The organism is Roseomonas sp. SRI_022 (genome assembly GCF_057586215.1).
The window spans coordinates 86,321-108,258 of sequence record NZ_JBYCZL010000008.1; the positions used below are offsets into that span (position 1 = coordinate 86,321).

Consider the following 21,938-nt stretch of genomic DNA (forward strand, 5'->3'; position numbering starts at 1 on the left):
GTCTTGGCCCTTGCCGCCCGGCGTCCCGGCGCAACATCATCGCCATCATCCGCCCGGGATGCGAAGGGAGTGCTTCATGCGCAGCAGGTTCCGCATCGAACGCCGCAGGACGCTCGTAGGCGGCGCGGCCTTCGCGCTGGTGGCCGTGGCCGGCGCGCGCGTGCCCGCGGCGCAGGCGCTCGATCGTGTTTCCTTCCAGACCAACTGGCTCGCCCAGGCAGAACAGGGCGGCTACTACCAGGCGGTCGCGGCGGGCATCTATCGCCGCCATGGGATCGAGTGCGACCTGCGCATGGGCGGGCCGCAGCAGAACCTCGCGCAGCTGCTGCTGGCCGGGCGCGTGGACATGGTGATGTCGAACGGGTTCCAGGCCCTGTCCTATGTGCGGGAGAACCTGCCCTTCCTGACCATCGCCGCGATCATGCAGAAGGATCCGCAGATCCTGATGAGCCACGAGGAAGCCGGCATCACCGGCTTCGAGCAGATGCGCGGGCGCCCGCTGCTGATCGGCGCTGGCGGGCGCATCACCTACTGGCCCTTCCTGCGTGCGCGTTTCGGCCTCACCGACGACCAGATCCGTCCCTATACCTTCAACCTGCAACCTTTCCTCGCCGACAAGGGCGCGATCCAGCAGGGCTTCCTGACCTCGGAGCCCTTCTCCGCCATGCAGGCCGGGGCGCGGCCGCGGGTGCACCTGATCGCCGATGCGGGGTTTCCCAACTACCAGACGACCATCGACATCTCGCGTCGCATGGTCGAGCAGAAGGCCGATGTCGTGCAGCGATTCGTCAGCGCGACGATCGAAGGCTGGGCGCAGTACATGCGTGGCCAGGATGTCGAGGCGGCGAACCGCATGATCATGCGCGACAACCCGGAGATGACGGCCGACCGCATCGCCTATGCCGTGCGGGTGATGAACGAGCGCGGCATCGTCGTCTCCGGCGATGCCGAGACGCTCGGCATCGGGGCGATGACCGATGCGCGGTGGGAGAATTTCTACACCATCATGCGCGATGCCGGCGCGGCGCCACCGGGGCTCGACATCAAGCGCGCCTACTCGCTGCAATTCGTGAACAAGCGGGTGGGGCTGACTTGACGCTCGTCGCGCTGCGGGGGGTCGGCAAGCGCTACGCCACCGGGACGCTGGCGCTGGACGGTATCGACCTGGCGATCACGGAGGGTGATTTCCTGGCGCTGCTCGGGCCTTCGGGCTGCGGCAAGTCCACGCTCCTGCGCATCCTGGCCGGGCTCACCGCGCCTTCGTCCGGCACGCTGGACTGGGCCGCCGCCGATCCGCGCCGCGACATCGGCTTCGTGTTCCAGGAACCGACGCTGATGCCCTGGGCGAGCGTGATGCGCAACGTCACCCTGCCGCTGGAACTCGCCGGGGTGAATCGCGGCGAAGCCGAGGACCGCGCCGCCGAATGGCTGACCCGCGTCGAGCTGAAGGGCTTCGAGCGTGCCTATCCGCGCGCGTTGTCGGGTGGGATGAAGATGCGCGTGTCGATCGCCCGCGCCCTGGTGACGCGCCCGCGCCTGCTGCTGCTGGACGAACCCTTCGCCGCGCTGGACGAGATCACCCGCTTCCGCCTGAACAACGACCTGCTGCGACTGTGGCAGGCGGAACGCTTCACCGTCGTCTTCGTCACCCATTCGGTGTTCGAGAGCGTCTTCCTTGCCCGGCGTATCGCGGTGATGGCGCCGCGGCCGGGCCGCATCGCACAGTCACTGACGATCGACGCGCCGGCCGGTCATGGCGAGGAATTCCGAACCTCCGCCGAATACGCCGCGCAGTGCCGCATCGTCTCCGAGGCCCTGCACGCTGCCATGGAGCACGCGGCGTGAAGGAGACATGGCTGCGCGTGCTGGCACCGACCGTCATCGCCCTGCTGTTCCTTGGCGGGTGGGAGGCGATGGTGCGGATCAACGCCATCCCGCCCTATATCCTGCCCGGGCCGATGCTGGTGGCGCGGACGCTGGTGCAGGATTGGGCGACGCTGTCGGTCTCGCTGCTGGTAACCCTGAAGATCACCGCCATGGCGCTGGCGGTCGCGGCGTCGCTGGGGCTGCTGCTGGCGGTGCTGTTCGCGCAGTCCCGCATCATCGAGCTGTCGCTGCTGCCCTTCGCCGTCATCCTGCAGGTGACGCCGATCGTCGCCATCGCGCCGCTGATCATCATCTGGGCGGATGATGTCACGCTGTCCCTCCTGATCTGTGCCTGGATCGTCGCCTTCTTCCCGATCCTGTCGAACACGATCGTCGGGCTGCGATCCGCCGACCGCAATCTGGTGGACCTGTTCCGGCTGTATCGCGCGAGCCGCTGGCAGATGCTGTGGCGGTTGCTGCTGCCCTCCGCGCTGCCCTACTTCCTCGCGGGACTGCGCATCTCCGGCGGGCTCGCGCTGATCGGGGCGATCGTCGCGGAATTCGTCGCGGGCACGGGCGGCAACGCGTCAGGGCTCGCCTTCCGCATCCTGGAAGCCGGATACCAGTTGCAGATCCCGCGCATGTTCGCCGCGCTGGCGCTGGTGTCCGGCATGGGGGTGGCGATCTTCCTGCTGCTCACGCTGCTGTCGCACCTGCTGCTGCGCCGCTGGCACGAAAGCGCGATGGGCCGCGGGGATGCGCCGTGAGCCGTCAGCCCCCGACGCAGTCGTAGCGCAGCCCGCGCGCCAGCCAGCAACCCACCGTCGCGCCGGTCGCGCGCCCGGACGCTTCGCGATGAATGGCAATGGTCCAGTCACCCGGGGGGGTGTGATCCAGCGCGCGCGGGCAGGGCAGGGCCCACAGATCGGGCCCGATCGGATCGAGCAATTCCATGCGGCCCGTACCGAGCATCCCGGAGAAGCCGCCGTAGAGCGTGCCGCCGGCATCGGCGATGGTCAGGTCCGCCCCGAGCTCCGCGCAACGATACCGCCCCGCGGCATCGCGGCGCGGCTCTCCATTGGCGGGGCGCAGCAGCGTGGTGGTGTTCTCCTTCGCGCGGTCCATGCGCAGGCCCTGCGAGGTCGGCTGCAGCCGCGTCTGGGGATTGTCGGCCGAACCGTCGGCTCGCAGGTCCAGCAGTTCCGGACTATGGCCGAAGCGCAGCCGGATGCGGCCGGGCGAGGCCGGTTCGACGCGTGCGGACAGGCCGGTCTGCGGGTCCGTGTAGGCGCCGCACCAGGACGGTGGCGGCAGGTCGGCGGACGGCGCCGCGCGCTCCTCCCCCAGCGCTGCGGCCAGCAAGTCGAGCAGCGCCGCATGCGCGTCCGACAGATGGTTCAGCATCACCACGACCGAAAGGCGTTCGGCCGCCAGGTGCAGGCGATTGCTGCGCCAGCCGCGCAGCGCGCCGCCATGGCCCGTGGCGGTATGGCCATGCTCGGTGCCGCGCGCCAGGCCGAAGCCATAGAAGGCTGGCGCGCCATCGGCGAAATGCACCGGCGCCGAGAGCCGCCGATACAGCGACCCCGCATCGTCGCGCGTCGCGTCGATATGCTTCTCCCACGCGATCATGTCGTCGAGCGAGGCGCCAATCCCGGCATCCCCGGTCCAATGGATGCGGTTCACGGCCGGGCGGAAGCCGGTGGCCTGGGTGCCCTCATACCCTTCCGTGCCGTCGGGCATGGCGCGGGTATCGGCGGCGAGGAAGGCCGTCTCCATCCCCGCCCGGTCGAAGATGCCGGTGCGGAGCAACTCGGCGAAGCTGCGGCCGGTGCGCGCTTCCAGCATCTCGGTCAGCAGGCGGAAATTCTGGTTCACATAGGAATACTGGGTGCCCGGTGCGAATTGCAGCGATCGCGTGGCGCCGATGACACGGGCTGATTCCTCCAGCCCGAAGGGGGCTTCGGCCGGCGAGCCATGCAGCATGGCCACCGCCCAGTAATCGCGTAGCCCCGACTGGTTGTGCGCGAGGTGCAGCGTGGACGGCAGCGCCCCTTCCAGCAGCGGCAGATGCGCGCGCAGGTCACCGTCCAGCGCGGTTGGGTCCGGCATCTGGTCGAGCAGTGTGCCGCAGGCGAATTGCTTGGTGATGGAGCACATGCGGAACAGCGTGTGGGGGGTGAAGGGCAGGCGCTGCTCGGCATTGGCGAAGCCCCAGGCATGGCGCAGGATCACCTCGCCATTCCGCAGCACGGCCGCGGCGCCACCGGGTCCCGGATAGAGGCGTGGCAGGGCCCCGGCGATGCGTTCGATCGGCGTGTCGGTCATGGTGTCACTGTCGCGCCTGGGCAGCGACTTCGCAAATCGGGGTCTGGGAGATAAATTTGGCAGCAGACGTGCTCGTGAGAGTAGCACAATATCGTGTCACGACCCATGCGTGCGATGGTATGGCCGATGTTGCGGTGCAGCAGCAGCAATGCCAAGGTTCGCGTCTCACCGGAGTGTGACTGATGATCCCGACTGTCGTTGGGCTTGACCACCTCGTCGTTGCCGTACGCGACCTCGATGCCGCGGCGGAAGCGTGGCGCGGGCTCGGTTTCACGCTGTCGCCGCGCGGCCTGCACAGCGCGCATGTCGGCAGCGCCAATTACACGATGATGTTCGGCGAGGACTACCTCGAACTGCTCGCGGTGCTGGTGCCGCAGCCGCACAACCAGGCGCTGCGCGACTTCCTGGCGCGGCGCGAAGGGCTGGAGCGCGCCGCCTTCACCACCACCGATGCCGCCGCCGGCGCCGACGCACTGCGGGCGCGCGGAATCGATTCCGTCGGGCCGCTGCATTTCGGCCGCCCGGTGCCGATGCCCGATGGCAGCAGCGCGGAGGCACGCTTCAGCGTGTTCCGCTTCCCGGCGTCGCTCTACCCCGCCGGCCTGGGCATCTTCGCCTGCCAGCACCACACGCCGGAGGCCGTCTGGGTGCCGTCCCTGCAGGCGCATCCGAATGGCGTGACGCGCATCCTGCGCGCCCTGGCGACCACCGAGGACCCGGCCGGCGCGGCCGCGAAGCTCGCGGCGACGATCGACAGCACGGTACGGCAGGATGGTGACTATCATCTGGTGGCGACCGGGCCAGGCCGCGCCGATATCGCCTTTGCACCGCGCGCCATCGTCGCCCGGCTCGCGCAATGCCGCGAGGACGCGCTACCCGTGGAAGGCGGCGCCGGCATGGTCCTTGCGACGCCGACGCCGCGTCCGCCGGGCCTTGCCAACGGCGTTGCCGTGATCTTCCAGACTGCCTGATCCACGCGACCGGAGAGATGACCATGACCGGACCGAACCGCCGCGAGATGCTGTTGCTCGGCGCCGCCGCGATGATTCCCACCAGCGTCGCGGCGCAGGAGACACCGCGCCGCGGCGGCGTGCTGACGGTGCATTTCTCCACCGAGCAGCGCATCCTGAACCCGTCCCTCCAGGCTTCCACCGGCGTCTACATCGTCGGCGGCAAGATGCAGGAGGCGCTGGTCGATCTCGACGCCCAGGGCAATCCGGTCGGCGTGCTGGCGGAATCCTGGGAGAGCGCGCCGGACGGCCTGACCCATGTGTTCCGCCTGCGTCGCGGCGTCACCTGGCATGACGGCAAGGACTTCACCTCGGCCGATGTCGCCTTCTCGGCGATGGAGATGTGGAAGAAGATCCTCAACTACGGGACGACGATGCAGCAGTTCCTGGCGGAAGTGCAGACGCCGGACCCGCATACCGCGATCTTCAAGTATGAACGCCCGATGCCGCAGGGCCTGCTGCTGCGCGGCCTGCCGGACCTCGGCTACGTGTCCCCGAAGCATATCTTCGAGACCGGGGACATCCGGCAGAATCCGGCGAACAACGCGCCGATCGGCACCGGCCCCTTCAAATTCGTCCAGTACGAGCGCGGGCAGCACATCATCGCCGAGCGCAATCCCAACTACTGGCGCAACAACATGCCCTATCTCGACCGCGTCATCTGGCGCGTGGTGGGCGATCGCGCTGCGGCGGCGGCGCAGATGGAATCGGGACAGTTGCTGTTCAGCCCGTATTCCGCGCTGTCGATCGCCGACATGCAGCGGCTCGGCCGCGACCCGCGCTTCGAATCCACGACGCGCGGCAATGAGGGCAATGTTCGCACCAACACGCTGGAATTCAACTTCCGCAATCCGATCCTGGCCGACATCCGCGTGCGCAAGGCGATCGCGCATTCGCTGAACGTGCCCTTCTTCATCGAGAACTTCCTCGGTCCCTTCGCCAAGCCAGGCACCGGGCCGATCCCCTCGGTCTCCACCGACTACTATCCGACCGCGCCCATGCCGCAATACGGCTTCGACATCGCGGCGGCGAACCGCCTGCTGGACGAGGCCGGGCATCGCCGCGGCGCCGGCGGCGTGCGCTTCAACCTGCGCCTCAACCCCGCCCCCTGGGGCGAGGACATCGCGCTATGGACCACCTTCATCCAACAATCGCTGCAGCAGGTCGGCATCCGCGTGGAGATCGTGCGCCTGGATGCCGCCGGCTTCCTGCGCAGCGTCTACAACGACTGGAACTTCGATCTCGCGACCGGCTGGCATCAGTATCGCTCGGACCCTGCCGTCAGCACCACGGTGTGGTATCGCTCCGGCAGCCCGCGCGGCGCGCCCTGGACCAACCAGTGGGGTTGGACCGATGCGAACATCGACGCGATCATCGACAATGCGGCGACCGAGCCGGATGCGGTGAAGCGCAAGGCGCTCTACGGCGACTTCGTGCGTTCGGTACAGACCGAATTGCCGCTGTGGATGCCGATCGAGCAGATCTTCGTCTCGGTGTTCAACCGTCGCATCCGCAATGCGGGCAACAATCCGCGCTGGGCCTCGTCCTCCTGGCATGACACCTGGCTGGCATCTTGAGGGTTCTTCGCCTCGCGCTGTGGCGGCTCGCAGCATCGCTGCCGACCCTGCTGCTGATCCTCGCCGGGATGTTCCTGCTGCTGCAACTCGCACCCGGCGACACCGTGGATGCGCTGATGGCGCAGATGGGCGGCGGCGACGCGGCGCTGGCCGAGGAGTTGCGTCGCTTCTACGGCCTGGACCTCGGGATCGCGGCGCAGCTCTGGAACTACCTGGTGCGGCTGGCGACGCTCGACCTCGGCTTCTCCGCGATCTACGGCAAGCCGGTCGCGACGGTCATTCTTGAGAGGCTGCCGCCGACCATCCTGCTGATGGCTGCGTCCCTGTCCTTCGCTTTCTTCTTCGGCCTGGTGCTGGGGGTGGTGGCCGCGCGGCGGGTGAATAGATGGCCGGATACGCTGATCTCGACGCTCGGGCTGATGTTCTACGCCACGCCGTCCTTCTGGTTCGGGTTGATGGCGATCGTGCTGTTCAGCGTCTATCTGCAATGGCTGCCGGCGGGTGGTTTCACCGACATCACGCAATCCTATACCGGCATCGCTGCGGTGCTGGACATCGCGCAGCACCTGGTGCTGCCGACGCTGACGCTGGGACTGATCTTCCTCGCCATCTACCTGCGCATCATGCGCGCCTCGATGCTTGAGGTGCTGAGCCTCGACTTCGTGCGTACCGCCCGCGCCAAGGGGCTGACCGAAACGCGCGTGGTGGCGAAGCACGTGCTGCGCAATGCCATGCTGCCGATGGTGACGCTCATCGGGTTGCAGGCAGGAACGATGCTGGGTGGATCGGTGGTGGTCGAAAGCGTCTTCGCGCTGCCCGGCCTTGGGCGGCTGGCCTATGAGAGCGTCGTGCAGCGCGATCTCAACACGCTGCTCGGCATCGTCTTCGTCTCGGCATTGCTGGTGATCACCATCAACTTCCTGGTCGATATCCTCTATGCGCGGCTTGATCCGCGCATCTCGGCGGGGTCCTGATGCGGGCACTCAAGGCCTATGCGCGCAGCCCCTCGGCGCTGATCGGGTCGGCCGTCCTGATCGCGCTGCTGGTGATGGGGGTGGGGGCGTCCTGGTTCTATCCGAATGATCCGCTTGGCTTGGCGGGGCGGCCGCTGCAATGGCCGGGGGCCAATCCACGCTTTCCGCTCGGCACCGATCCGTCGGGGCGGGACATCGCGGCGCAGCTGTTCCACGGCGCGCGCATCTCGCTGCTGATCGGTTTCGTCGCCACCTCCATCGCGGTGGTGATCGGCATTGCCATCGGCGCGGTCGCGGGCTTCTACGGTGGCGCGACCGACACGGCGCTGATGCGCCTGACCGAGGCCTTCCAGACCTTGCCGAACTTCCTGCTGCTGCTGGTGCTGGTGGCGGTGTTCGGCAGCACGATGGAAACGGTGACGGTCGCCATCGGTCTGGTGTCCTGGCCGCCGGTGGCGCGCCTGACGCGGGCGGAGTTCCTGTCCCTGCGCACGCGGGAATTCGTGCAGGCCTGCCGCGTGCAGGGGCTGGGCGATGCGCATCTGATCCTGCGGGAAGTGCTGCCGAACGCGCTGCCGCCGGTGATCGTCTATGCCTCCGTCGTCATGGCGGTGGCGATCCTGTTGGAGAGTGCGCTCGCCTTCCTGCAACTCTCCGACCCCAACGTGCCATCCTGGGGCAATCTGATCGGCTTGGGGCGCAATGTGCTGCGGGTGGAGTGGTACGTCTCGGCCATTCCGGGTGTCGCGATCCTGCTGACCATTCTCGGTGTTTCACTGGTCGGGCAGGGGTTGAACGATGCGCTGAATCCGCGCCTGGCGGGCGGCCGATGACGCGGCTGCAGATCGACGGGCTGACGGTCCGGTTGCCACGCGGCGCAGATCGGCAGAATGCGATCGAGAACGTCTCCCTCTCGGTCGCCTCGGGCGAGATCCTCTGTGTGGTCGGTGAGAGCGGGTCGGGCAAGTCGGTCACGGCATCGGCCGTGATGGGTCTGCTGGCGCCCGGCTTGTCCATCGCCGCGGGACACATGGCGCTGGCCGGGGAGGATCTCTGCGCCCTGTCGCCCGAAGCCTGGCGTGCCGTGCGCGGGCGCCGCGTTGCCATGGTCTTCCAGGAACCGATGACGGCGTTGAACCCGCTGATGAGCGTCGGCGCGCAGATCGGCGAGATGTGGCGTGTCCATCTCGGCCTCGATGCCGCGGAGGCACAGCGCCGCGCCCTGGCCGCCCTGCGCGAGGTCAATCTGCCGGACCCCGAGGGCGCCTTGCGCGCCTTCCCGCATGAACTCTCCGGCGGCCAGCGCCAGCGCGTGATGATCGCCATGGCGCTTGCGCTGGAACCGGAAGTGCTGATCTGCGACGAGCCCACCACCGCGCTTGACGTGACGACGCAGGCGCAGGTGCTGGCGCTGATCAAGGACCTTCAGAAGCGCCACGGCACCGCGGTGCTGTTCATCACCCATGATTTCGGCGTGGTGGCGGAGATCGCGGATCGCGTCGCGGTGATGCGCCTGGGCGAAGTGGTGGAGGAGGGCACGGCGCGCGAGGTGCTGACCCATCCGCAGCACGACTACACGCGCGCGCTGCTCGCCGCTGTGCCGGGCCTGCATGCGCCGGAACCGCGCGTGCTGTCATCCGATACGGTGCTCGAAGTGCGCGGCCTGACCAAGACCTATGCCAGCCGCGGCCTGTTCCGGCGCCGCAAGCCGGTGCGCGCGCTGGATGGCGTGTCTGTCGCGCTGAAGCGCGGTTCGACGCTGGCCGTGGTGGGGGAGAGCGGATCGGGCAAGTCCACCCTGGCGCGTTGCGTTGTCGGCCTTCTTGGCAGCGATGGTGGCGAGGTCATGATTGGCGGTGCGCCGCTGCCTGCGAAGCGGCGGGAAGCCGCCCAGCGCGTGCAGATGGTGTTCCAGGACCCCTATGCCTCACTGAATCCGCGCCGCCGCGTTGGCGCGCAGGTGGCGCAGGGGCCGATCGCGGCCGGCGTGGCGGCGGCTGAGGCGCAGGCCGAGGCGCGGCGCCTGTTCACCCTGGTCGGGTTGGAGGCGGATGCCACGGATCGCTTTCCGCATGAATTCTCCGGCGGTCAGCGCCAGCGCATCGGCATCGCCCGCGCGCTGGCGATGAAGCCGGAGGTGCTGGTGGCGGACGAACCCGTCAGTGCGCTCGATGTCAGCGTGCAGGCGCAGGTGCTGGCGCTGTTGCGCGACTTGCAGGACCGGCTGGGCCTGTCGATCCTGTTCATCACGCACGATCTGCGCGTGGCGGCGCAACTCTGCGACGAGGTCGCGGTGATGCGCAACGGCGTGGTGGAGGAAGCCGGACCGATCCAATCCGTCTTCGCCGCGCCGCGCAGCGACTACACGCGCAGCCTTATCGAGGCGATCCCGGGTCGGGCGCTGTTCGGCGCCTGAGTTCCAACGGCCGCGTTCAGCATCCTGCGCACCCGGCCCTAGGCAAGGCCCCGGGCCGGATGAAGGTAGTCACGCCTTGAAATACCACTGTTCCGGATGCCCGCCCCAGGGCGTGCGGATGTGCTGGGACACGCCGGTGCGGGCCGGGACATTCTCCAGCTTCTCGTTCACCACGCGCACGCCCATGAAAGCGGGTGAAAGGCCGACCACGCCGATGCCCCATTGCTGCTCGACGGCGATCTTCCAGATCTCCTGCGCGGTACGCGTGCGTTCGGCTTGGCGCTGACCGGCCGCGGCGCGCATCAACTGGAAGGCGCGCAGCATCTCGGGCTCGGTCGGGGCGGTGCCGCGCTCGCCATTGGACGCGAACCACAGCGCATGGGCATTGCCCATCACGCCCGCGGTCGGATCCACCGGCAAGGCATAGCGCGGGTAGAGATACAGGCTCTCCGTCCCGTTGTTGGTCCACATCAGGATCTGGTTCTGGTCGTTCAGCGCGCGGGTGATGGCAAGGCCGCGTTCCATCACTTTCACATCGCCTGCCAGGCCGATCTGGCGCCAATGCTGGACGATCATCTCCGCCTGCTGCGGCCAGGTGGGCGAAAGTGTCTGCGCCACCGCGATCTCGATGCGCAGGCGCTGGCCATTGTCGCGGCGCAGGCGGTAACCCTCGCGGTCCTTGCGCGTCAGCCCGACCGCGTCGAGCAGCGCATTGGCCTGGCGCGGGTCATGGGTGGACCATTTGGTGCGCCATTCCTCGCCCGGGCTTTCGGGGATGATGCGATCGGGAATGACCGAGCCCGGCGTGCCGAGGCCGAGCCAGAAGGCCTCGTTCAACTGCTCCCGATCGATGCCGAGCGACATGGCGCGGCGGAACCGTGCGTCGGCCAGCAGCGCACCGATCTCGCGATCCTCGGTGTAGGTCAGGTTCGGGAACAGCACCGTGTCGCCGCCATTGAAGCCCGGATCGAGATGCACGCGGTAGCGGCTGCGCGCGCGGTTCTCCAGCAGGATCGGCAGCTTGCCGAGATCGATGAAGCGTTCCTGGTAATCGTAGTCTCCGGCGACGGCGCGCAGGTTCACGACCTCGGGATTCTCGGCGAGCGTCAGCTGCACGCGGTCGATGTAAGGTAGCTGATTGCCCTCGGTATCGACGGCATAGAAATACGGATTGCGTTCCAGCACCCATTGCTGGCCGGTGATGGGCTGAGTCATCCGCCAGGCGCAGAGTGTCGGCAGGTCGCGGTTCAGACGCCAGTCCGATCGCGCGCGGAACAGTTGCACCCAGTTGGAGAAGCCCGCGGCGCGCGCCTGCGCGGTCAGTGTTTCAAGCGGCGTGTACTTCGGCAGCAATTGGCTGAGGTAGTGCTTCGGCGCATAGACACTGTAGGCGCGCCCATCGGATTGCTGCCGCGTCTGGCCGCCGCCCACCAGCGTGTCGCCCGCCAGCAGATACGGGAACAGATAGTTCGGTTCCTCGAAAATGAAGACGACCGACGTCTCGTCCACCTTCTCGACACGGCCGGGCTTGCCGCCGGCGAACATCTCTGGTGCCGGCGCGGCGACCAGGTCGCGGTTCTGGTACAGATCCTCGAACCAGAACACCCAGTCATCGGCGGTATGCGGCGTGCCGTCGGACCAGCGCATACCCTTGCGCAGGAAGACCGTGGTGCGGAGACCATCCTCGCTGACCTCGTACCCCTTGCAGAGGCAGGGTGCGATCTCGGTGCCCGTCTTGTCGAAGAAGAAAGGCTTGTCCGCGGACATGATGCGGTTGCCGTTCTCGCTGTCGCTCGGCCCGATGAAGCCGCGGCGCCAAGTGCCGCCATAGCGCCCGATACTGCGCAGCGGCTGGATCACCATCACGTCCTGCGGCAGGCGTTGTTCGACCGGCGGCAGGCGGCCGGCGCGCACCTGCTCGGTGAGCATCGGCGCTTCCTTGAACTGCCGCGGCCGGCGCGCGGGGTCATCGATCAGGGTGGGGCCTTCGAGCTCCCCCACCAAGCCGGATTCCCGGACCTGCCCGGCTGACTGCGCCAGCGCGGCGGAGGCGAGGCCGGTCGTTGCCAGCAGGGTCGCCCCGAATTCGCGTCGCTTCATGACGTCCTCCCTTGTTGTTTCAGGCCACGCCGGCGAGTTCGATCTCCCCGGCGCGGTGGCAACTGGTCCAGCGACCCGGCGTCACCTCGGTCAGTTCGGGGCGCTCGGTGCGGCAGCGGTCCTGCACATAGGGGCAGCGCGGATGGAAGGCGCAGCCCGGCGGCGGCCTGGCGGGGTCCGCGACCTCTCCCGTCGCCTTCATCTGGCGGCCGCGACGCATCGGGTCGGGCGCCGGCACGGCGGCAAGCAGTGTCTCGGTATAGGGATGGCGCGGGCTGCGATACAGCGCATCGGTCGGCGCGATCTCGACGATGCGCCCGACATACATCACCGCGACGCGGTCGCTGACATGGCGCACCACGGACAGGTCGTGCGCGACGAACAACATCGACAGCTTCAGCCGGTCCTGCAGGTCCAGCAGCAGATTGATGATCTGCGCCTGCACGCTGACATCGAGCGCGCTGACCGGTTCGTCCGCCACCACCAGGCGCGGATTCAGCGCCAGCGCGCGGGCGATGCCGATGCGCTGGCGCTGCCCGCCCGAGAAGGCGTGCGGGAATCGTGTGCGGGCCACCGCGGGCATCTGCACCAGGTCGAGCAGTTCCAGCACGCGTGCATTACGCTCGGCGGCCGGCACACCGTTCACCTTCAGCGGCTCGGCGATGATGTCGCCCACCATCATGCGCGGATTCAGCGACGAATACGGGTCCTGGAAGATCATCTGGATGTGCCGCCGCAGCGGCCGCATCGCGCGCTTGGACAGGCGCGCGAGATCGACGTTGTCGCTGCCTTCCGGGCTGAATCGGATCGCGCCCGAGGTCGGTGTCAGGGCGCGCAGGATGCAGCGGGAGACGGTGGTCTTGCCACAGCCGCTCTCGCCCACCAGCGCGAGCGTCTCTCCCGCCGCGATATGGAAGGACACGCCATCCACCGCGCGGACACGTCCGACCTCCCGCCGCAGCATGCCGGCATGGATCGGGTAGTGCTTCTTGAGGTCATCCACCTCGAGCACGTTCATGACGTCACCTCGAGGAAGCAGGACGCGCCGGCACGGCCGGGTGCCAGTGGCGGTGGTGATGACGCGTCGCAACGCCCGGGCATGAAGTCCGCGCAGCGCGGATGGAAGGCGCAGCCCGTGGGTCGCGCGCCGGGATGCGGCACCGCGCCGCCGATCGTCGCGAGGCGTTGGCGCGGCGTGGCCAGGATGGTCGGCACGGCGCGCAGTAGCGCCCGAGTGTAGGGATGGCGCGGCGTCGCGAACAATTCGGCGACCGGGGCATATTCGACGACGCGGCCGAGATACATCACCGCGACCTCGTCACACATCTCCGCGATCACGCCCATGTCGTGGGTGATCAGCATCAGCGCGATCCCCTTGTCACGCTGCAGCCGCCGCAGCAGGTCCAGCACCTGCGCCTGCGTCGTGACGTCCAACGCCGTGGTCGGCTCGTCCGCGATCAGGATATCGGGGTCGCCTGCCAGCGCCATCGCGATGCCGACACGCTGGCGCAGCCCGCCACTGAGCTGGAAGGGATAGGCATCGACGCGCAATTCGGGGCGCGGGATACCGACCTCCCCGAGCAGCTCGATGGCGCGGTCGCGCGCCGCCGCCTTGGAGATGTCGGCGTGCTGGCGCACCGCCTCGATGATCTGGTTGCCGACCGTGTAGTGGACGGACAGCGCCGTCATCGGTTCCTGGAAGATCAACCCGATCCGCCCGCCACGGATGCCGCGCATGCGGCGGGATTCCGGGTCCATGGCGATCAGGTCGGTCTCGTCCCCCGAGCCGGGGTCGAGCAGGATGCGCCCGCCGACGATCCTGCCCGGCCGGTCGAGGATGCGCAGGATCGAGCGCGCCGTGACCGACTTGCCGCAGCCGCTTTCGCCAACGATGCCAAGCGTCCGCCCAGCATGCAGGTCGAAGGATACGCCTTCGAGCGCGCGCACCGTGCCCTGTTCCATCTCGAAATGGACGGCGAGGTCGCGGACGGCGAGGGATGTGCGTTCAGCCATAGGGATCCGCTGCGTCGCGCAGCCCGTCACCGAGGAAGTTGAAGGCGAGGATCACCAGGATCACCGGCACCGCCGCCGAGAGCAGCCAGGGCGCATTGGCCAGCACCTGGATGTTCTGCGCATCCTGCAACAGGATCCCCCAGGAGATCGCCGGCGGTCGCAGCCCGAGGCCGAGGAAGGACAGCGCCGTCTCGGACACGATCATCGCCGGCAGCGCCAGGCTGACCGCCGCGATGATGTGGGACGCGAAGGAAGGCAGCATGTGGCGGAAAATGATCCGCCCCTGCGAGGCGCCGGCGAGTTCCGCGGCGATGACGAAATCCTCCTCCCGCAGGGATAGGAAGCGCCCGCGCACCACGCGCGCGAGATCGGTCCACCCGATCAGCGAGATGATGACGGTGATGGCGAAATAGACTTGCGTGGTGCTCCAGGTGTTCGGCAGCGCGGCGGCGAGGCCCATCCACAGCGGGATGGTGGGGATGGATCGCAGAACCTCGATGATGCGCTGGATGAAGGTATCCACCCAGCCGCCATAGAGCCCCGATATGCCACCAAGGATGATGCCGAGCAGCAGGCTGAGCGTCACGCCCGCGAGGCCGATCGACAGCGACACCCGCGTCGCTACGATCATGCGCGAGAACAGGTCTCGGCCAAGCTGGTCCGTACCGAGCAGGAAGATGCCATCGGTGCGCTGCCCGCCCTCGATGCCGATCAGGTGGATGTCGGTCTCGAACAGGCCGAGCAGGTTGTAGGTATATCCGCGCGTGAACAGCCGCACCGGCAGCCTGCGGTTCGGGTCCGGCGTATAGACGAGCTGGAAGGTCTGCCGGTCCCGCACGCCGCGCAGGCCATAGACATGCGGGTTGAAGCCGTCCTCGTCGAACAGGTGGATCGCCTGCGGCGGGATGAAGGATCGCCGCGCATCCGTCGCATGCGGGTCGTTGATCGCGAGGAAATCCGCGAAGGCCGCGACCATGTAGAACAGGACGATGATCACCATGCTGACCACCGCGAGCCGATGCTTGCGGAAGCGCCACCAGGTGAGCTGAAGCTGTGTCGCCTCCGCCCAGCGGTCCTGCGATGCGGCGGTGGTGGCGCTCATGACCGTCCCTCCAGCCGGATGCGAGGATCGATCCACATCAGCAGCAGATCGGAGATCAGTGTGCCGACCACCGTCATCACGCCAAGCAGCAGCACGATCGCGCCGGCGAGGAACATGTCCTGCGCCACCAGCGCCTGCAGCAGCAGCGGCCCCACGGTCGGCAGGCCGAGCACCAGCGACACCACGATGCTGCCCGACACCAGGTAGGGAAACAGATAAGCGATCGAGGACGCGAAGGGGTTCAAGGCCGCGCGCACTGGATATTTCAAAACGACGCGTCGTTCCGACAATCCCTTGGCGCGCGCCGTCACGACATAGGGCCGCCGCAACTCATCCAGCAGGTTGGCGCGCATGATGCGGATCAGTTGCGCGGTGCCCGCCAGCGCCAGCACCGCCGCCGGCAGCGGCAGGTGCTTCATCAGGTCCCACACCCGCGCCCAGGACCAGTCCGCCTGCACGAATTCCGGCGAGAACAGCCCGCCGACCGACAGGCCGAGATAGCGGAAGCCGAGATACATCAGGATCAGCGCCAGCAGGAAGTTCGGCACCGCCAGCCCGATGAAGCCGAGCGTCGTGAAGACGTAGTCGCCGATCGAATACTGCCGCACCGCCGAATAGATGCCGATTGGCAGCGCGATCGCCCAGGTCAGGAACAAGGCGGCGAGCGAGACCACCATGGTCAGCCACAGCCGGTCGCCGATCACCTCGTTCACCGGCCGGCGCCACACCATCGAGACGCCGAAATCCCCCTGCAGCACACGCCCCATCCAGCGCGCGTATTGCACGATGACAGGCTGGTCCAAGCCGTATTCGATGCGCATCGCCGCGGCCTGGTCCTGCGACACCGAACTGCCGCTGGCGACGAGGTTGGCGATATAGGCATCGACGAAGTCACCCGGCGGCAGCCGGATGATCACGAAGGTCAGCGCCGAGATGAAGACGCAGGTAACGAGCGCAAGGCCGAGGCGCTGCAGCAGGTAGCTCAGCATGCAGGCACGCGGCCTGCCGGGGCCCCGGGCATCCTGTCGTTTCCTCTCCACGCGCCCGATCCGTGCCGGGCTGCTTGGCGCGAAGTAAACACGCGCAAATGGCGGGCGGCAAGCAGCGCCCGGCGCGTCACTCCGCCCGGATGCCCAGTTGCCGGATCACCGGATCGAAGGTTGCCCAACCGCTGCGCAGATTGGCCATGAACTGGTCGGGTCCATTCGCGCCATCCACGGCCATGCCGATGCCGGCGAAGCGCTCCCGCAGCTCCGGCGTCGCGGCGCCCTGGCGGATTTCCTCGGCGATGCGGTCGATGATGGGGCGTGGCGTGCCGGTCGGCGCCATCACGCCGAACCAGGAGATGACATCGTAATCCGCCGGCCCGCCGGCCGAAGCGATGGCGGGCACGCCGGGCACCAGCGCGGAAGGCTGGGCGCTGGTGACGCCGAGAGCCCGCAGCTGGCCGGAGGAGACGAGCCGCCCGGCGGCGGCCGGCGTGTCGAAGCCGAAATCCACCTGGCCGCCGAGCAGTGCGGCAAGGGCGGGGCCGCTACCCTGGAAAGGGACGTGCAACGCCTCCAGCCCCGCCTTGGCGAGGAACAGCGCGGTGACGAGGTGCTGCGCGCCGCCGACGCCCGAGGAGTTGTGCGAATACTTCCCCGGACTGGCCTTCAGCAGATCGATGAAGGCGCGTAGGTCGCGCGCGGGGAAATCCGGCTTCACCAGCGCGATGAAGGGCGCGGCGCCAAGGCTCGCGACCGGCGCCAGCTCCTTCTCCACATCATAGGGCGTGCGCGTCACCAGCGGCCCGAAGGTGATCGGCCCGATGGAGGCGGCCAGCAGCGTATAGCCATCGGGCGTGCCCTTCGCGACGGCGTTGGTGCCGATCTGCCCACCCGCGCCCGGACGGTTGTCGGGCACCACGGGCTGGCCCAGCCTTTCGGTCAGCAACTGTGCGATCAGCCGCGCGGCCACATCGGTCTGCTGGCCAGGCGGCCAGGGGATGATCATGCGGAGCGGCCGATTGGGCCAGGGTGCGGCGGACTGCTGCTGTGCGGCGACGCTGCCGGGGCGCAGCGCCGCGAGGCCGAGCAGCGGCGCTGCGGCAAGGGTACGGCGACGGATCATGGAAGTCCTCCGGGCATTCTTATGCTTGGCGGCCATGGTGGCGCAGGTGGCACCGCCTGGCAAAGCCATTCCGGAGAGTTCACGAAGCGATCGAGGGCCAGGCGTCTAAAGGGCTTTGCGGGACTGCGCCGCGGCGACGCAGCCCCGAAGCCAGGATCAGGCGACGCGGTCCTTCTCGGGAACCGCCTCGCCCTTCGACACGCGCAGGATGTTCCCCAGCCAATGGGCGACGCCCTTGCGTGAATTCTCGAAGGCGGTGGACGCCGTGTGCGGCGTGACAATCACATTCGGCATGCGCAGCAGCGGATGATCCTTCGGCGGCGGCTCGGCCTCGAACACATCCACCGCCGCGCCGGCGAGCGTGCCGTCCTCCAGCGCGCGGATCAGGTCGGCTTCCACCACCACGCCGCCGCGCGCGACATTCACCAGCAGCGCGCCGCGCTTCATCAGCCCGAAGGCGCGCGCGTCGATCATCCCCTTCGTCTCGGGCGAGAGCGGGCAGTTCAGCGAGACGATGTCGCTCTGCCGCAGCAGGTCGTCGAGCGTGGCGTATTCGACGCCGAGCGCGGCTTCCTCGGCCGCCGGGATGCGGTTGCGGTTGTGGTAGAGGATGCGACAGTCGAAGCCGGCCAGGCGCTTCGCCACGCCCTTGCCGATCGAGCCCAGCCCGATGATGCCCACGGTCTTGCCCGTGACCATGATGCTGCGCTTCCAGACCTCGTTCTTCTCCCACCCGCCGGCGGCGGTGGAGATATGCGCCGGCACGATGCGGCGCGCGAGGGCGATCATCGCGCCGATGGTGAATTCGGCGACCGGCGCGGCGTTGCTGCCGGTGGTACGGGCGACCTGGATGCCGCGCGCACGGCAGGCGTCTATGTCGATGTTGTCCACGCCCACGCCCCATTTGTGGAACAGCTTCACCTTGGGTGACGCGGCGACGATCTCGGCGGTGACCGGCACATCCCACCAGACGCCGTAATGGGCATCGGCCATCGCCGCCTTCAGGTCATCTGGCGTGCGGCCCGTCACGGCGCTGACGGTGAATCCCTCGGGCAGCAATTCCCGGATGATGCCCATCATCTCCTCGGCGACGGGCTGCAGCATCGCGATCTTCTGCGTCATGGTCAGCCGCCCGCCAGGACCTTGGCGGTCGCACCGCTGATGTCGCCGAGCTTCTCACCCGCCGCGACACGACCCTGCGTCGCAAGGCCGCGTTCCTGCCGCGCGATCGCCGCGCGGGCCTCGGCCTCGGCTTCCTCGGGCGGCAATACGAGTACGCCGGATTCGTCGCACAGCACCGCATCGCCGGGGGAGACCACGACGCCGCCGATCGCCACCGGCACGTTCAGCCGCCCGCCCAGGTCGTAGATGCGCGTCGTGATCGGTGCGAGGCCGCGGCCCCACAGTGGGAAGTCGGAGGCCTCGACTTCCTCGAGATCGGTGCAGGGGCCATCGACCACACCGGCTTTCGCACCCGCCGCCTTCGCCGCCACGGTGACGCCGCCACCCCAGCAGGCGTGGCGCGTGTCGCCGAGGCGATCCACCACCAGCACGTCGCCCGGCCGCAGCAGGCCGAGCGCGTGATGCAGCAGCGTGGAATCCGGCCCCGGGATCTGCACCGTGATCGCCGTTCCCGCGACGCGGCGGCCGCGCAGCAGCGCCTGCACGCCACGATCGACGAAGCCCCAGTGGCGCCAGTGGCCGACCGTTGCGGTTTCCGTCTGCTCCAGCAGAGCGACGACCTCGGCGCTGATCTGCGCCGGCATGGGGCCGAGTTGATATTTCGGCATGGACTTACTCCTTCGAAAGGGTGCGGGTCAGGCCCGCGGCGCGTTCGACCAGCAGCACGATGGCGAGCGCGATGACGATCAGCATCATGGACAGCGCGGCGAGCATCGGGTCGGTGCGGTTCTCGGCATAGCGAAACAGCTCGACCGGCAGCGTCGTCAGCCGTGGCCCCACCAGGAACAGGGAGATCACCGTCTCATCGAAGCTGACGAGGAAGGTGAGCGCGGCCGCCGCGAGCACGCCCGGCGCTGCCAGCGGCACGGTGACGCGCAGCGCCGCGCGGATCGGCGAAGCGCCGAGCGTGCGCGCCGCCGCTTCCAGTTCCGCCGGCACGCCGCCGATCGCCGTGGTCATGATGCGCACGGCGAAGGGCACCGCGACGGTGCAATGCGCGAGTACCAGCCCCGGCCAGGTCGCCACCAGCTTCAACGGCTGCAAGGCCAGCAGCAGCGCGAGGCCCAGCACCAGCGTTGGCAGCAGCAGCGGTGCGGCGAGCAGCGTCGCGATCGCGCCGCGCCCCGGAAAGTCGAGCCGCGCAATGGCATAGGAAGCCGGCAGCCCCAGCAGCAGCGACAGCATCGCGACCGACGTTGCGAGAATGGCCGAGGTCGCGAGCGCGGAGAGGATCTCCGCATTGCCGAGCAGCGCGACATACCAGCGCAGCGACAGGCCAGGCGGCGGGAAGGAGAGGAACTCGCCGGAGGAGAAGGAGACGGTGGCCACCACCACCGCCGGCGCCAACAGCAGAAGGAAGCCGGCCACGGCGCCGGCGATCACCACCGGTCCCGGCCGGCGTGGGCCCGCGCGATTCACGCGCGGCTCCGCGGCAGGAGGCCGCGCAGGGCGAAGGCGGTACCCAGCGCCATCAGCAGCATCACCGCGAGCGCGGCCGCCGCCGGCCAATCCACCGTTTGCAGGGCGAGGTCGTAGATCTCTGTCGCCACCACGAAGACGCGCCCGCCACCCATCAGCCGTGGCGTGACGAAGGCCGAGGCACCCAGCACGACGGTCAGCGCGAAGGCCGCCGCCAGCGCCGGCGCGGAGAGCGGCAGGGTGACGCGCAGGAAGGTGCGCAGACGACCAGCGCCAAGCGTCGCCGCCGCTTCCTCCAGCCGCGCATCGAGCCGTCCGAGGCCGGCGATCAGCACCAGCACCGCATAGGGCATCAGGCTCTCGACCAGGCCGATGCGCACGCCGGTCCAGTTGTTGATGAGCCGCTGCGGCGGCAGGCCGACCAGCGCCAGCACGCCATTCACCATCCCGGAATCGCCGAGGATCGCGATCCAGCCGATGACCCGCGCCGTGCCCGACACCAGCAGAGGCGCGACGGCGGCGAGCGCGAGCGGTCCCCGCCAGCGCCCGGGTGCTGCGCGGATCGCCAACGCCACCGGAAAGGCCAGCGCCACCGCCATCGCCGCGCAGCCGGCGGCGAGCAGGATCGTGTCGCCTGCCAGGTCCGGCATCATGTCGTCATCGAGCAGCCTAACGTAGGTCGCGACCGTCAGATCCGGCTGCATCGCGCCGATGTCGTCGGTGCGGTTCAGGCTCATCCGCAGCAGGATCGCTGCCGGCCACAGGAAGCCGAGCCCGATGACGAGAAGCGACGGCAGGCAGAGCAGCCAGCCGATCATGCCGCGAAGACGCGCAGCGCGTCCGGTTCCAGGGTGGCGGCGGTGGTGTCGCCCGGACGCCAGGCGGCGGTGGCGGGGACCTCCGCAAGCAACGGGCCGAGCGGCGTCTCCAGCGCCAGCAGCGCCGTCGCCCCTTCATAGGTGCGTGTGGCGATGCGCGCGGGGATCGCGCCATCCGGGCCGATCGCGACATGGTGCGGGCGGATGAAGGCCTCGACGTTGCCGCCTGTCGGCGTTGCTGCGGCCGTCAGGGCGAGGCCGCCAGCCCGCAGGAGGCCCGGTGCTTCGACCGTTGCCGCGAAGCGAGAGGAGCGGCCGACGAAGCCGGCGACGAAGCGCGTCGCGGGGCGTTCGAACAGATCCTCCGGCGTGCCGCATTGTTCAAGGCGACCGCTGTTCATCACCGCAACCAGGTCGGCCATGGCGAGCGCCTCGGCCTGGTCGTGCGTGACGAAGACCGCGGTGGTGCCGAGGCGGCGTTGCAGGGCGCGGATTTCCTCCCGTACCCCATCGCGCATCTGCGCATCGAGCGCGGAGAGCGGTTCGTCGAGCAGCAGCAACTCCGGCCGGATCGCCAGTGCGCGGGCCAGCGCGACGCGCTGCTGCTGGCCGCCGGACAGCGCGCGCGGCTTGCGCGCGGCGTAGTCGGTCAAGCCAACCAGCGCGAGCGCCTCGGCGATGCGCGCGTTGCGATCGGCACGTGACAGGCGGCGCGTCTCCAGCCCGAAGCCGACATTGCCCGCCGCCGTCATATGCGGGAACAGCGCATAGGACTGGAAGACGACACCCATGTTGCGCGCTTCCGGCGGCAGCGGGGTGACGTCGCGCCCATCCACCACGACGCGGCCGGCGTCGGCGCGTTCCAGACCGGCGATCATGCGCAGCGTCGTCGTCTTGCCGCAGCCCGATGGGCCGAGCAGCGCGAGCAGCGCCCCGCGCGGTAACGACAGGCTGAGCGTATCCACCGCCGGCGGGTTGGTGCCGAAGCGGCGCGTCAGCCTCTCGAGTTCGAGGTGCATGC

The 21,938-nt window shown here is 68.7% G+C and carries 20 protein-coding genes; 8 read left to right on the plus strand and 12 right to left on the minus strand.

What is annotated here, in order from left to right:
- Positions 1-76 precede the first annotated feature (76 nt).
- From AC2YHJ_RS10050 to AC2YHJ_RS10060, 3 genes are read left to right on the plus strand one after another with little or no spacing between them, the layout of a single operon-like run.
- Positions 77-1,096: an ABC transporter substrate-binding protein gene (locus AC2YHJ_RS10050; protein ID WP_487395745.1), complete on the plus strand. Its 1,020-nt coding sequence runs from the start codon at positions 77-79 to the stop codon at positions 1,094-1,096.
- On the plus strand, positions 1,093-1,845 hold the full coding sequence (locus AC2YHJ_RS10055; protein ID WP_487395746.1) for an ABC transporter ATP-binding protein: 753 nt from the start codon (positions 1,093-1,095) through the stop codon (positions 1,843-1,845). The genes AC2YHJ_RS10050 and AC2YHJ_RS10055 overlap by 4 nt, the downstream gene beginning before the upstream one ends.
- Complete coding sequence (locus tag AC2YHJ_RS10060) at positions 1,842-2,633, plus strand: ABC transporter permease (RefSeq protein WP_487395748.1); 792 nt, start codon at positions 1,842-1,844, stop codon at positions 2,631-2,633. Before AC2YHJ_RS10055 ends, AC2YHJ_RS10060 begins: the two co-directional genes overlap by 4 nt.
- Before the next feature lie 4 nt (positions 2,634-2,637).
- Here AC2YHJ_RS10060 and AC2YHJ_RS10065 read toward each other — a convergent pair whose 3' ends face one another.
- Positions 2,638-4,194, minus strand: coding sequence for a D-aminopeptidase (locus AC2YHJ_RS10065; protein WP_487395749.1), 1,557 nt, complete (start codon positions 4,192-4,194; stop codon positions 2,638-2,640).
- 182 nt (positions 4,195-4,376) lie between these two features.
- On the opposite strand from AC2YHJ_RS10065, the gene AC2YHJ_RS10070 reads away from it, so the two are divergent.
- From AC2YHJ_RS10070 to AC2YHJ_RS10090, 5 genes are read left to right on the plus strand one after another with little or no spacing between them, the layout of a single operon-like run.
- On the plus strand, positions 4,377-5,165 hold the full coding sequence (locus AC2YHJ_RS10070) for a VOC family protein (protein WP_487395750.1): 789 nt from the start codon (positions 4,377-4,379) through the stop codon (positions 5,163-5,165).
- A 23-nt stretch (positions 5,166-5,188) separates the two neighbouring features.
- Positions 5,189-6,781, plus strand: a complete 1,593-nt coding sequence (locus tag AC2YHJ_RS10075; protein WP_487395752.1) for an ABC transporter substrate-binding protein — start codon at positions 5,189-5,191, stop codon at positions 6,779-6,781.
- Positions 6,778-7,755 carry an ABC transporter permease gene (locus AC2YHJ_RS10080; RefSeq protein WP_487395753.1) on the plus strand — a complete coding sequence of 326 codons (978 nt, stop codon included), beginning with the start codon at positions 6,778-6,780 and terminating at the stop codon, positions 7,753-7,755. Before AC2YHJ_RS10075 ends, AC2YHJ_RS10080 begins: the two co-directional genes overlap by 4 nt.
- Entirely contained in the window at positions 7,755-8,588 is an 834-nt protein-coding gene (locus AC2YHJ_RS10085; RefSeq protein WP_487395754.1) for an ABC transporter permease, read from the plus strand. Before AC2YHJ_RS10080 ends, AC2YHJ_RS10085 begins: the two co-directional genes overlap by 1 nt.
- The gene (locus AC2YHJ_RS10090) at positions 8,585-10,171 is read left to right on the plus strand and encodes an ABC transporter ATP-binding protein (RefSeq protein ID WP_487395755.1); all 1,587 of its coding nucleotides are present in this window, start codon (positions 8,585-8,587) and stop codon (positions 10,169-10,171) included. The genes AC2YHJ_RS10085 and AC2YHJ_RS10090 overlap by 4 nt, the downstream gene beginning before the upstream one ends.
- Before the next feature lie 69 nt (positions 10,172-10,240).
- Here the strand turns inward: AC2YHJ_RS10090 and AC2YHJ_RS10095 are convergent, their stop codons facing one another.
- The 11 genes from AC2YHJ_RS10095 to AC2YHJ_RS10145 form a co-directional block, all read right to left on the minus strand.
- Positions 10,241-12,271 (minus strand): ABC transporter substrate-binding protein, encoded by a 2,031-nt coding sequence (locus tag AC2YHJ_RS10095; RefSeq protein ID WP_487395757.1) that lies wholly within the window; start codon positions 12,269-12,271, stop codon positions 10,241-10,243.
- Between the two features lie 19 nt (positions 12,272-12,290).
- Positions 12,291-13,289 (minus strand): ABC transporter ATP-binding protein, encoded by a 999-nt coding sequence (locus AC2YHJ_RS10100; protein WP_487395758.1) that lies wholly within the window; start codon positions 13,287-13,289, stop codon positions 12,291-12,293.
- Entirely contained in the window at positions 13,286-14,284 is a 999-nt protein-coding gene (locus tag AC2YHJ_RS10105) for an ABC transporter ATP-binding protein (protein ID WP_487395760.1), read from the minus strand. Before AC2YHJ_RS10105 ends, AC2YHJ_RS10100 begins: the two co-directional genes overlap by 4 nt.
- Positions 14,277-15,386 (minus strand): ABC transporter permease, encoded by a 1,110-nt coding sequence (locus AC2YHJ_RS10110; RefSeq protein WP_487395761.1) that lies wholly within the window; start codon positions 15,384-15,386, stop codon positions 14,277-14,279. Before AC2YHJ_RS10110 ends, AC2YHJ_RS10105 begins: the two co-directional genes overlap by 8 nt.
- Positions 15,383-16,375: an ABC transporter permease gene (locus tag AC2YHJ_RS10115; protein ID WP_487395762.1), complete on the minus strand. Its 993-nt coding sequence runs from the start codon at positions 16,373-16,375 to the stop codon at positions 15,383-15,385. The genes AC2YHJ_RS10110 and AC2YHJ_RS10115 overlap by 4 nt, the downstream gene beginning before the upstream one ends.
- A gap of 127 nt (positions 16,376-16,502) precedes the next feature.
- Positions 16,503-17,498 (minus strand): Bug family tripartite tricarboxylate transporter substrate binding protein, encoded by a 996-nt coding sequence (locus AC2YHJ_RS10120; protein ID WP_487395764.1) that lies wholly within the window; start codon positions 17,496-17,498, stop codon positions 16,503-16,505.
- A gap of 156 nt (positions 17,499-17,654) precedes the next feature.
- Entirely contained in the window at positions 17,655-18,620 is a 966-nt protein-coding gene (locus tag AC2YHJ_RS10125) for a 2-hydroxyacid dehydrogenase (protein ID WP_487395766.1), read from the minus strand.
- A gap of 2 nt (positions 18,621-18,622) precedes the next feature.
- Positions 18,623-19,288, minus strand: a complete 666-nt coding sequence (locus AC2YHJ_RS10130) for an RraA family protein (RefSeq protein ID WP_487395767.1) — start codon at positions 19,286-19,288, stop codon at positions 18,623-18,625.
- Between the two features lie 4 nt (positions 19,289-19,292).
- On the minus strand, positions 19,293-20,099 hold the full coding sequence (locus AC2YHJ_RS10135; RefSeq protein ID WP_487395769.1) for an ABC transporter permease: 807 nt from the start codon (positions 20,097-20,099) through the stop codon (positions 19,293-19,295).
- Positions 20,096-20,917, minus strand: a complete 822-nt coding sequence (locus tag AC2YHJ_RS10140; protein WP_487395771.1) for an ABC transporter permease — start codon at positions 20,915-20,917, stop codon at positions 20,096-20,098. The genes AC2YHJ_RS10135 and AC2YHJ_RS10140 overlap by 4 nt, the downstream gene beginning before the upstream one ends.
- On the minus strand, positions 20,914-21,936 hold the full coding sequence (locus AC2YHJ_RS10145) for an ABC transporter ATP-binding protein (RefSeq protein WP_487395772.1): 1,023 nt from the start codon (positions 21,934-21,936) through the stop codon (positions 20,914-20,916). The genes AC2YHJ_RS10140 and AC2YHJ_RS10145 overlap by 4 nt, the downstream gene beginning before the upstream one ends.
- Positions 21,937-21,938: the final 2 nt, after the last annotated feature.

What these genes read in the sequence shown, in the direction of transcription:
- AC2YHJ_RS10110 (WP_487395761.1), bottom strand. Translation starts at nt 15,386, where the DNA reads ATGAGCGCCACCACCGCCGCATCGCAGGACCGCTGGGCGGAGGCGACA.
- AC2YHJ_RS10065 (WP_487395749.1), bottom strand. Translation starts at nt 4,194, where the DNA reads ATGACCGACACGCCGATCGAACGCATCGCCGGGGCCCTGCCACGCCTC.
- AC2YHJ_RS10130 (WP_487395767.1), bottom strand. Translation starts at nt 19,288, where the DNA reads ATGCCGAAATATCAACTCGGCCCCATGCCGGCGCAGATCAGCGCCGAG.
- AC2YHJ_RS10100 (WP_487395758.1), bottom strand. Translation starts at nt 13,289, where the DNA reads ATGAACGTGCTCGAGGTGGATGACCTCAAGAAGCACTACCCGATCCAT.
- AC2YHJ_RS10085 (WP_487395754.1), top strand. Translation starts at nt 7,755, where the DNA reads ATGCGGGCACTCAAGGCCTATGCGCGCAGCCCCTCGGCGCTGATCGGG.
- AC2YHJ_RS10125 (WP_487395766.1), bottom strand. Translation starts at nt 18,620, where the DNA reads ATGACGCAGAAGATCGCGATGCTGCAGCCCGTCGCCGAGGAGATGATG.
- AC2YHJ_RS10145 (WP_487395772.1), bottom strand. Translation starts at nt 21,936, where the DNA reads ATGCACCTCGAACTCGAGAGGCTGACGCGCCGCTTCGGCACCAACCCG.
- AC2YHJ_RS10070 (WP_487395750.1), top strand. Translation starts at nt 4,377, where the DNA reads ATGATCCCGACTGTCGTTGGGCTTGACCACCTCGTCGTTGCCGTACGC.
- AC2YHJ_RS10095 (WP_487395757.1), bottom strand. Translation starts at nt 12,271, where the DNA reads ATGAAGCGACGCGAATTCGGGGCGACCCTGCTGGCAACGACCGGCCTC.
- AC2YHJ_RS10105 (WP_487395760.1), bottom strand. Translation starts at nt 14,284, where the DNA reads ATGGCTGAACGCACATCCCTCGCCGTCCGCGACCTCGCCGTCCATTTC.
- AC2YHJ_RS10050 (WP_487395745.1), top strand. Translation starts at nt 77, where the DNA reads ATGCGCAGCAGGTTCCGCATCGAACGCCGCAGGACGCTCGTAGGCGGC.
- AC2YHJ_RS10120 (WP_487395764.1), bottom strand. Translation starts at nt 17,498, where the DNA reads ATGATCCGTCGCCGTACCCTTGCCGCAGCGCCGCTGCTCGGCCTCGCG.
- AC2YHJ_RS10090 (WP_487395755.1), top strand. Translation starts at nt 8,585, where the DNA reads ATGACGCGGCTGCAGATCGACGGGCTGACGGTCCGGTTGCCACGCGGC.
- AC2YHJ_RS10115 (WP_487395762.1), bottom strand. Translation starts at nt 16,375, where the DNA reads ATGCTGAGCTACCTGCTGCAGCGCCTCGGCCTTGCGCTCGTTACCTGC.
- AC2YHJ_RS10075 (WP_487395752.1), top strand. Translation starts at nt 5,189, where the DNA reads ATGACCGGACCGAACCGCCGCGAGATGCTGTTGCTCGGCGCCGCCGCG.
- AC2YHJ_RS10140 (WP_487395771.1), bottom strand. Translation starts at nt 20,917, where the DNA reads ATGATCGGCTGGCTGCTCTGCCTGCCGTCGCTTCTCGTCATCGGGCTC.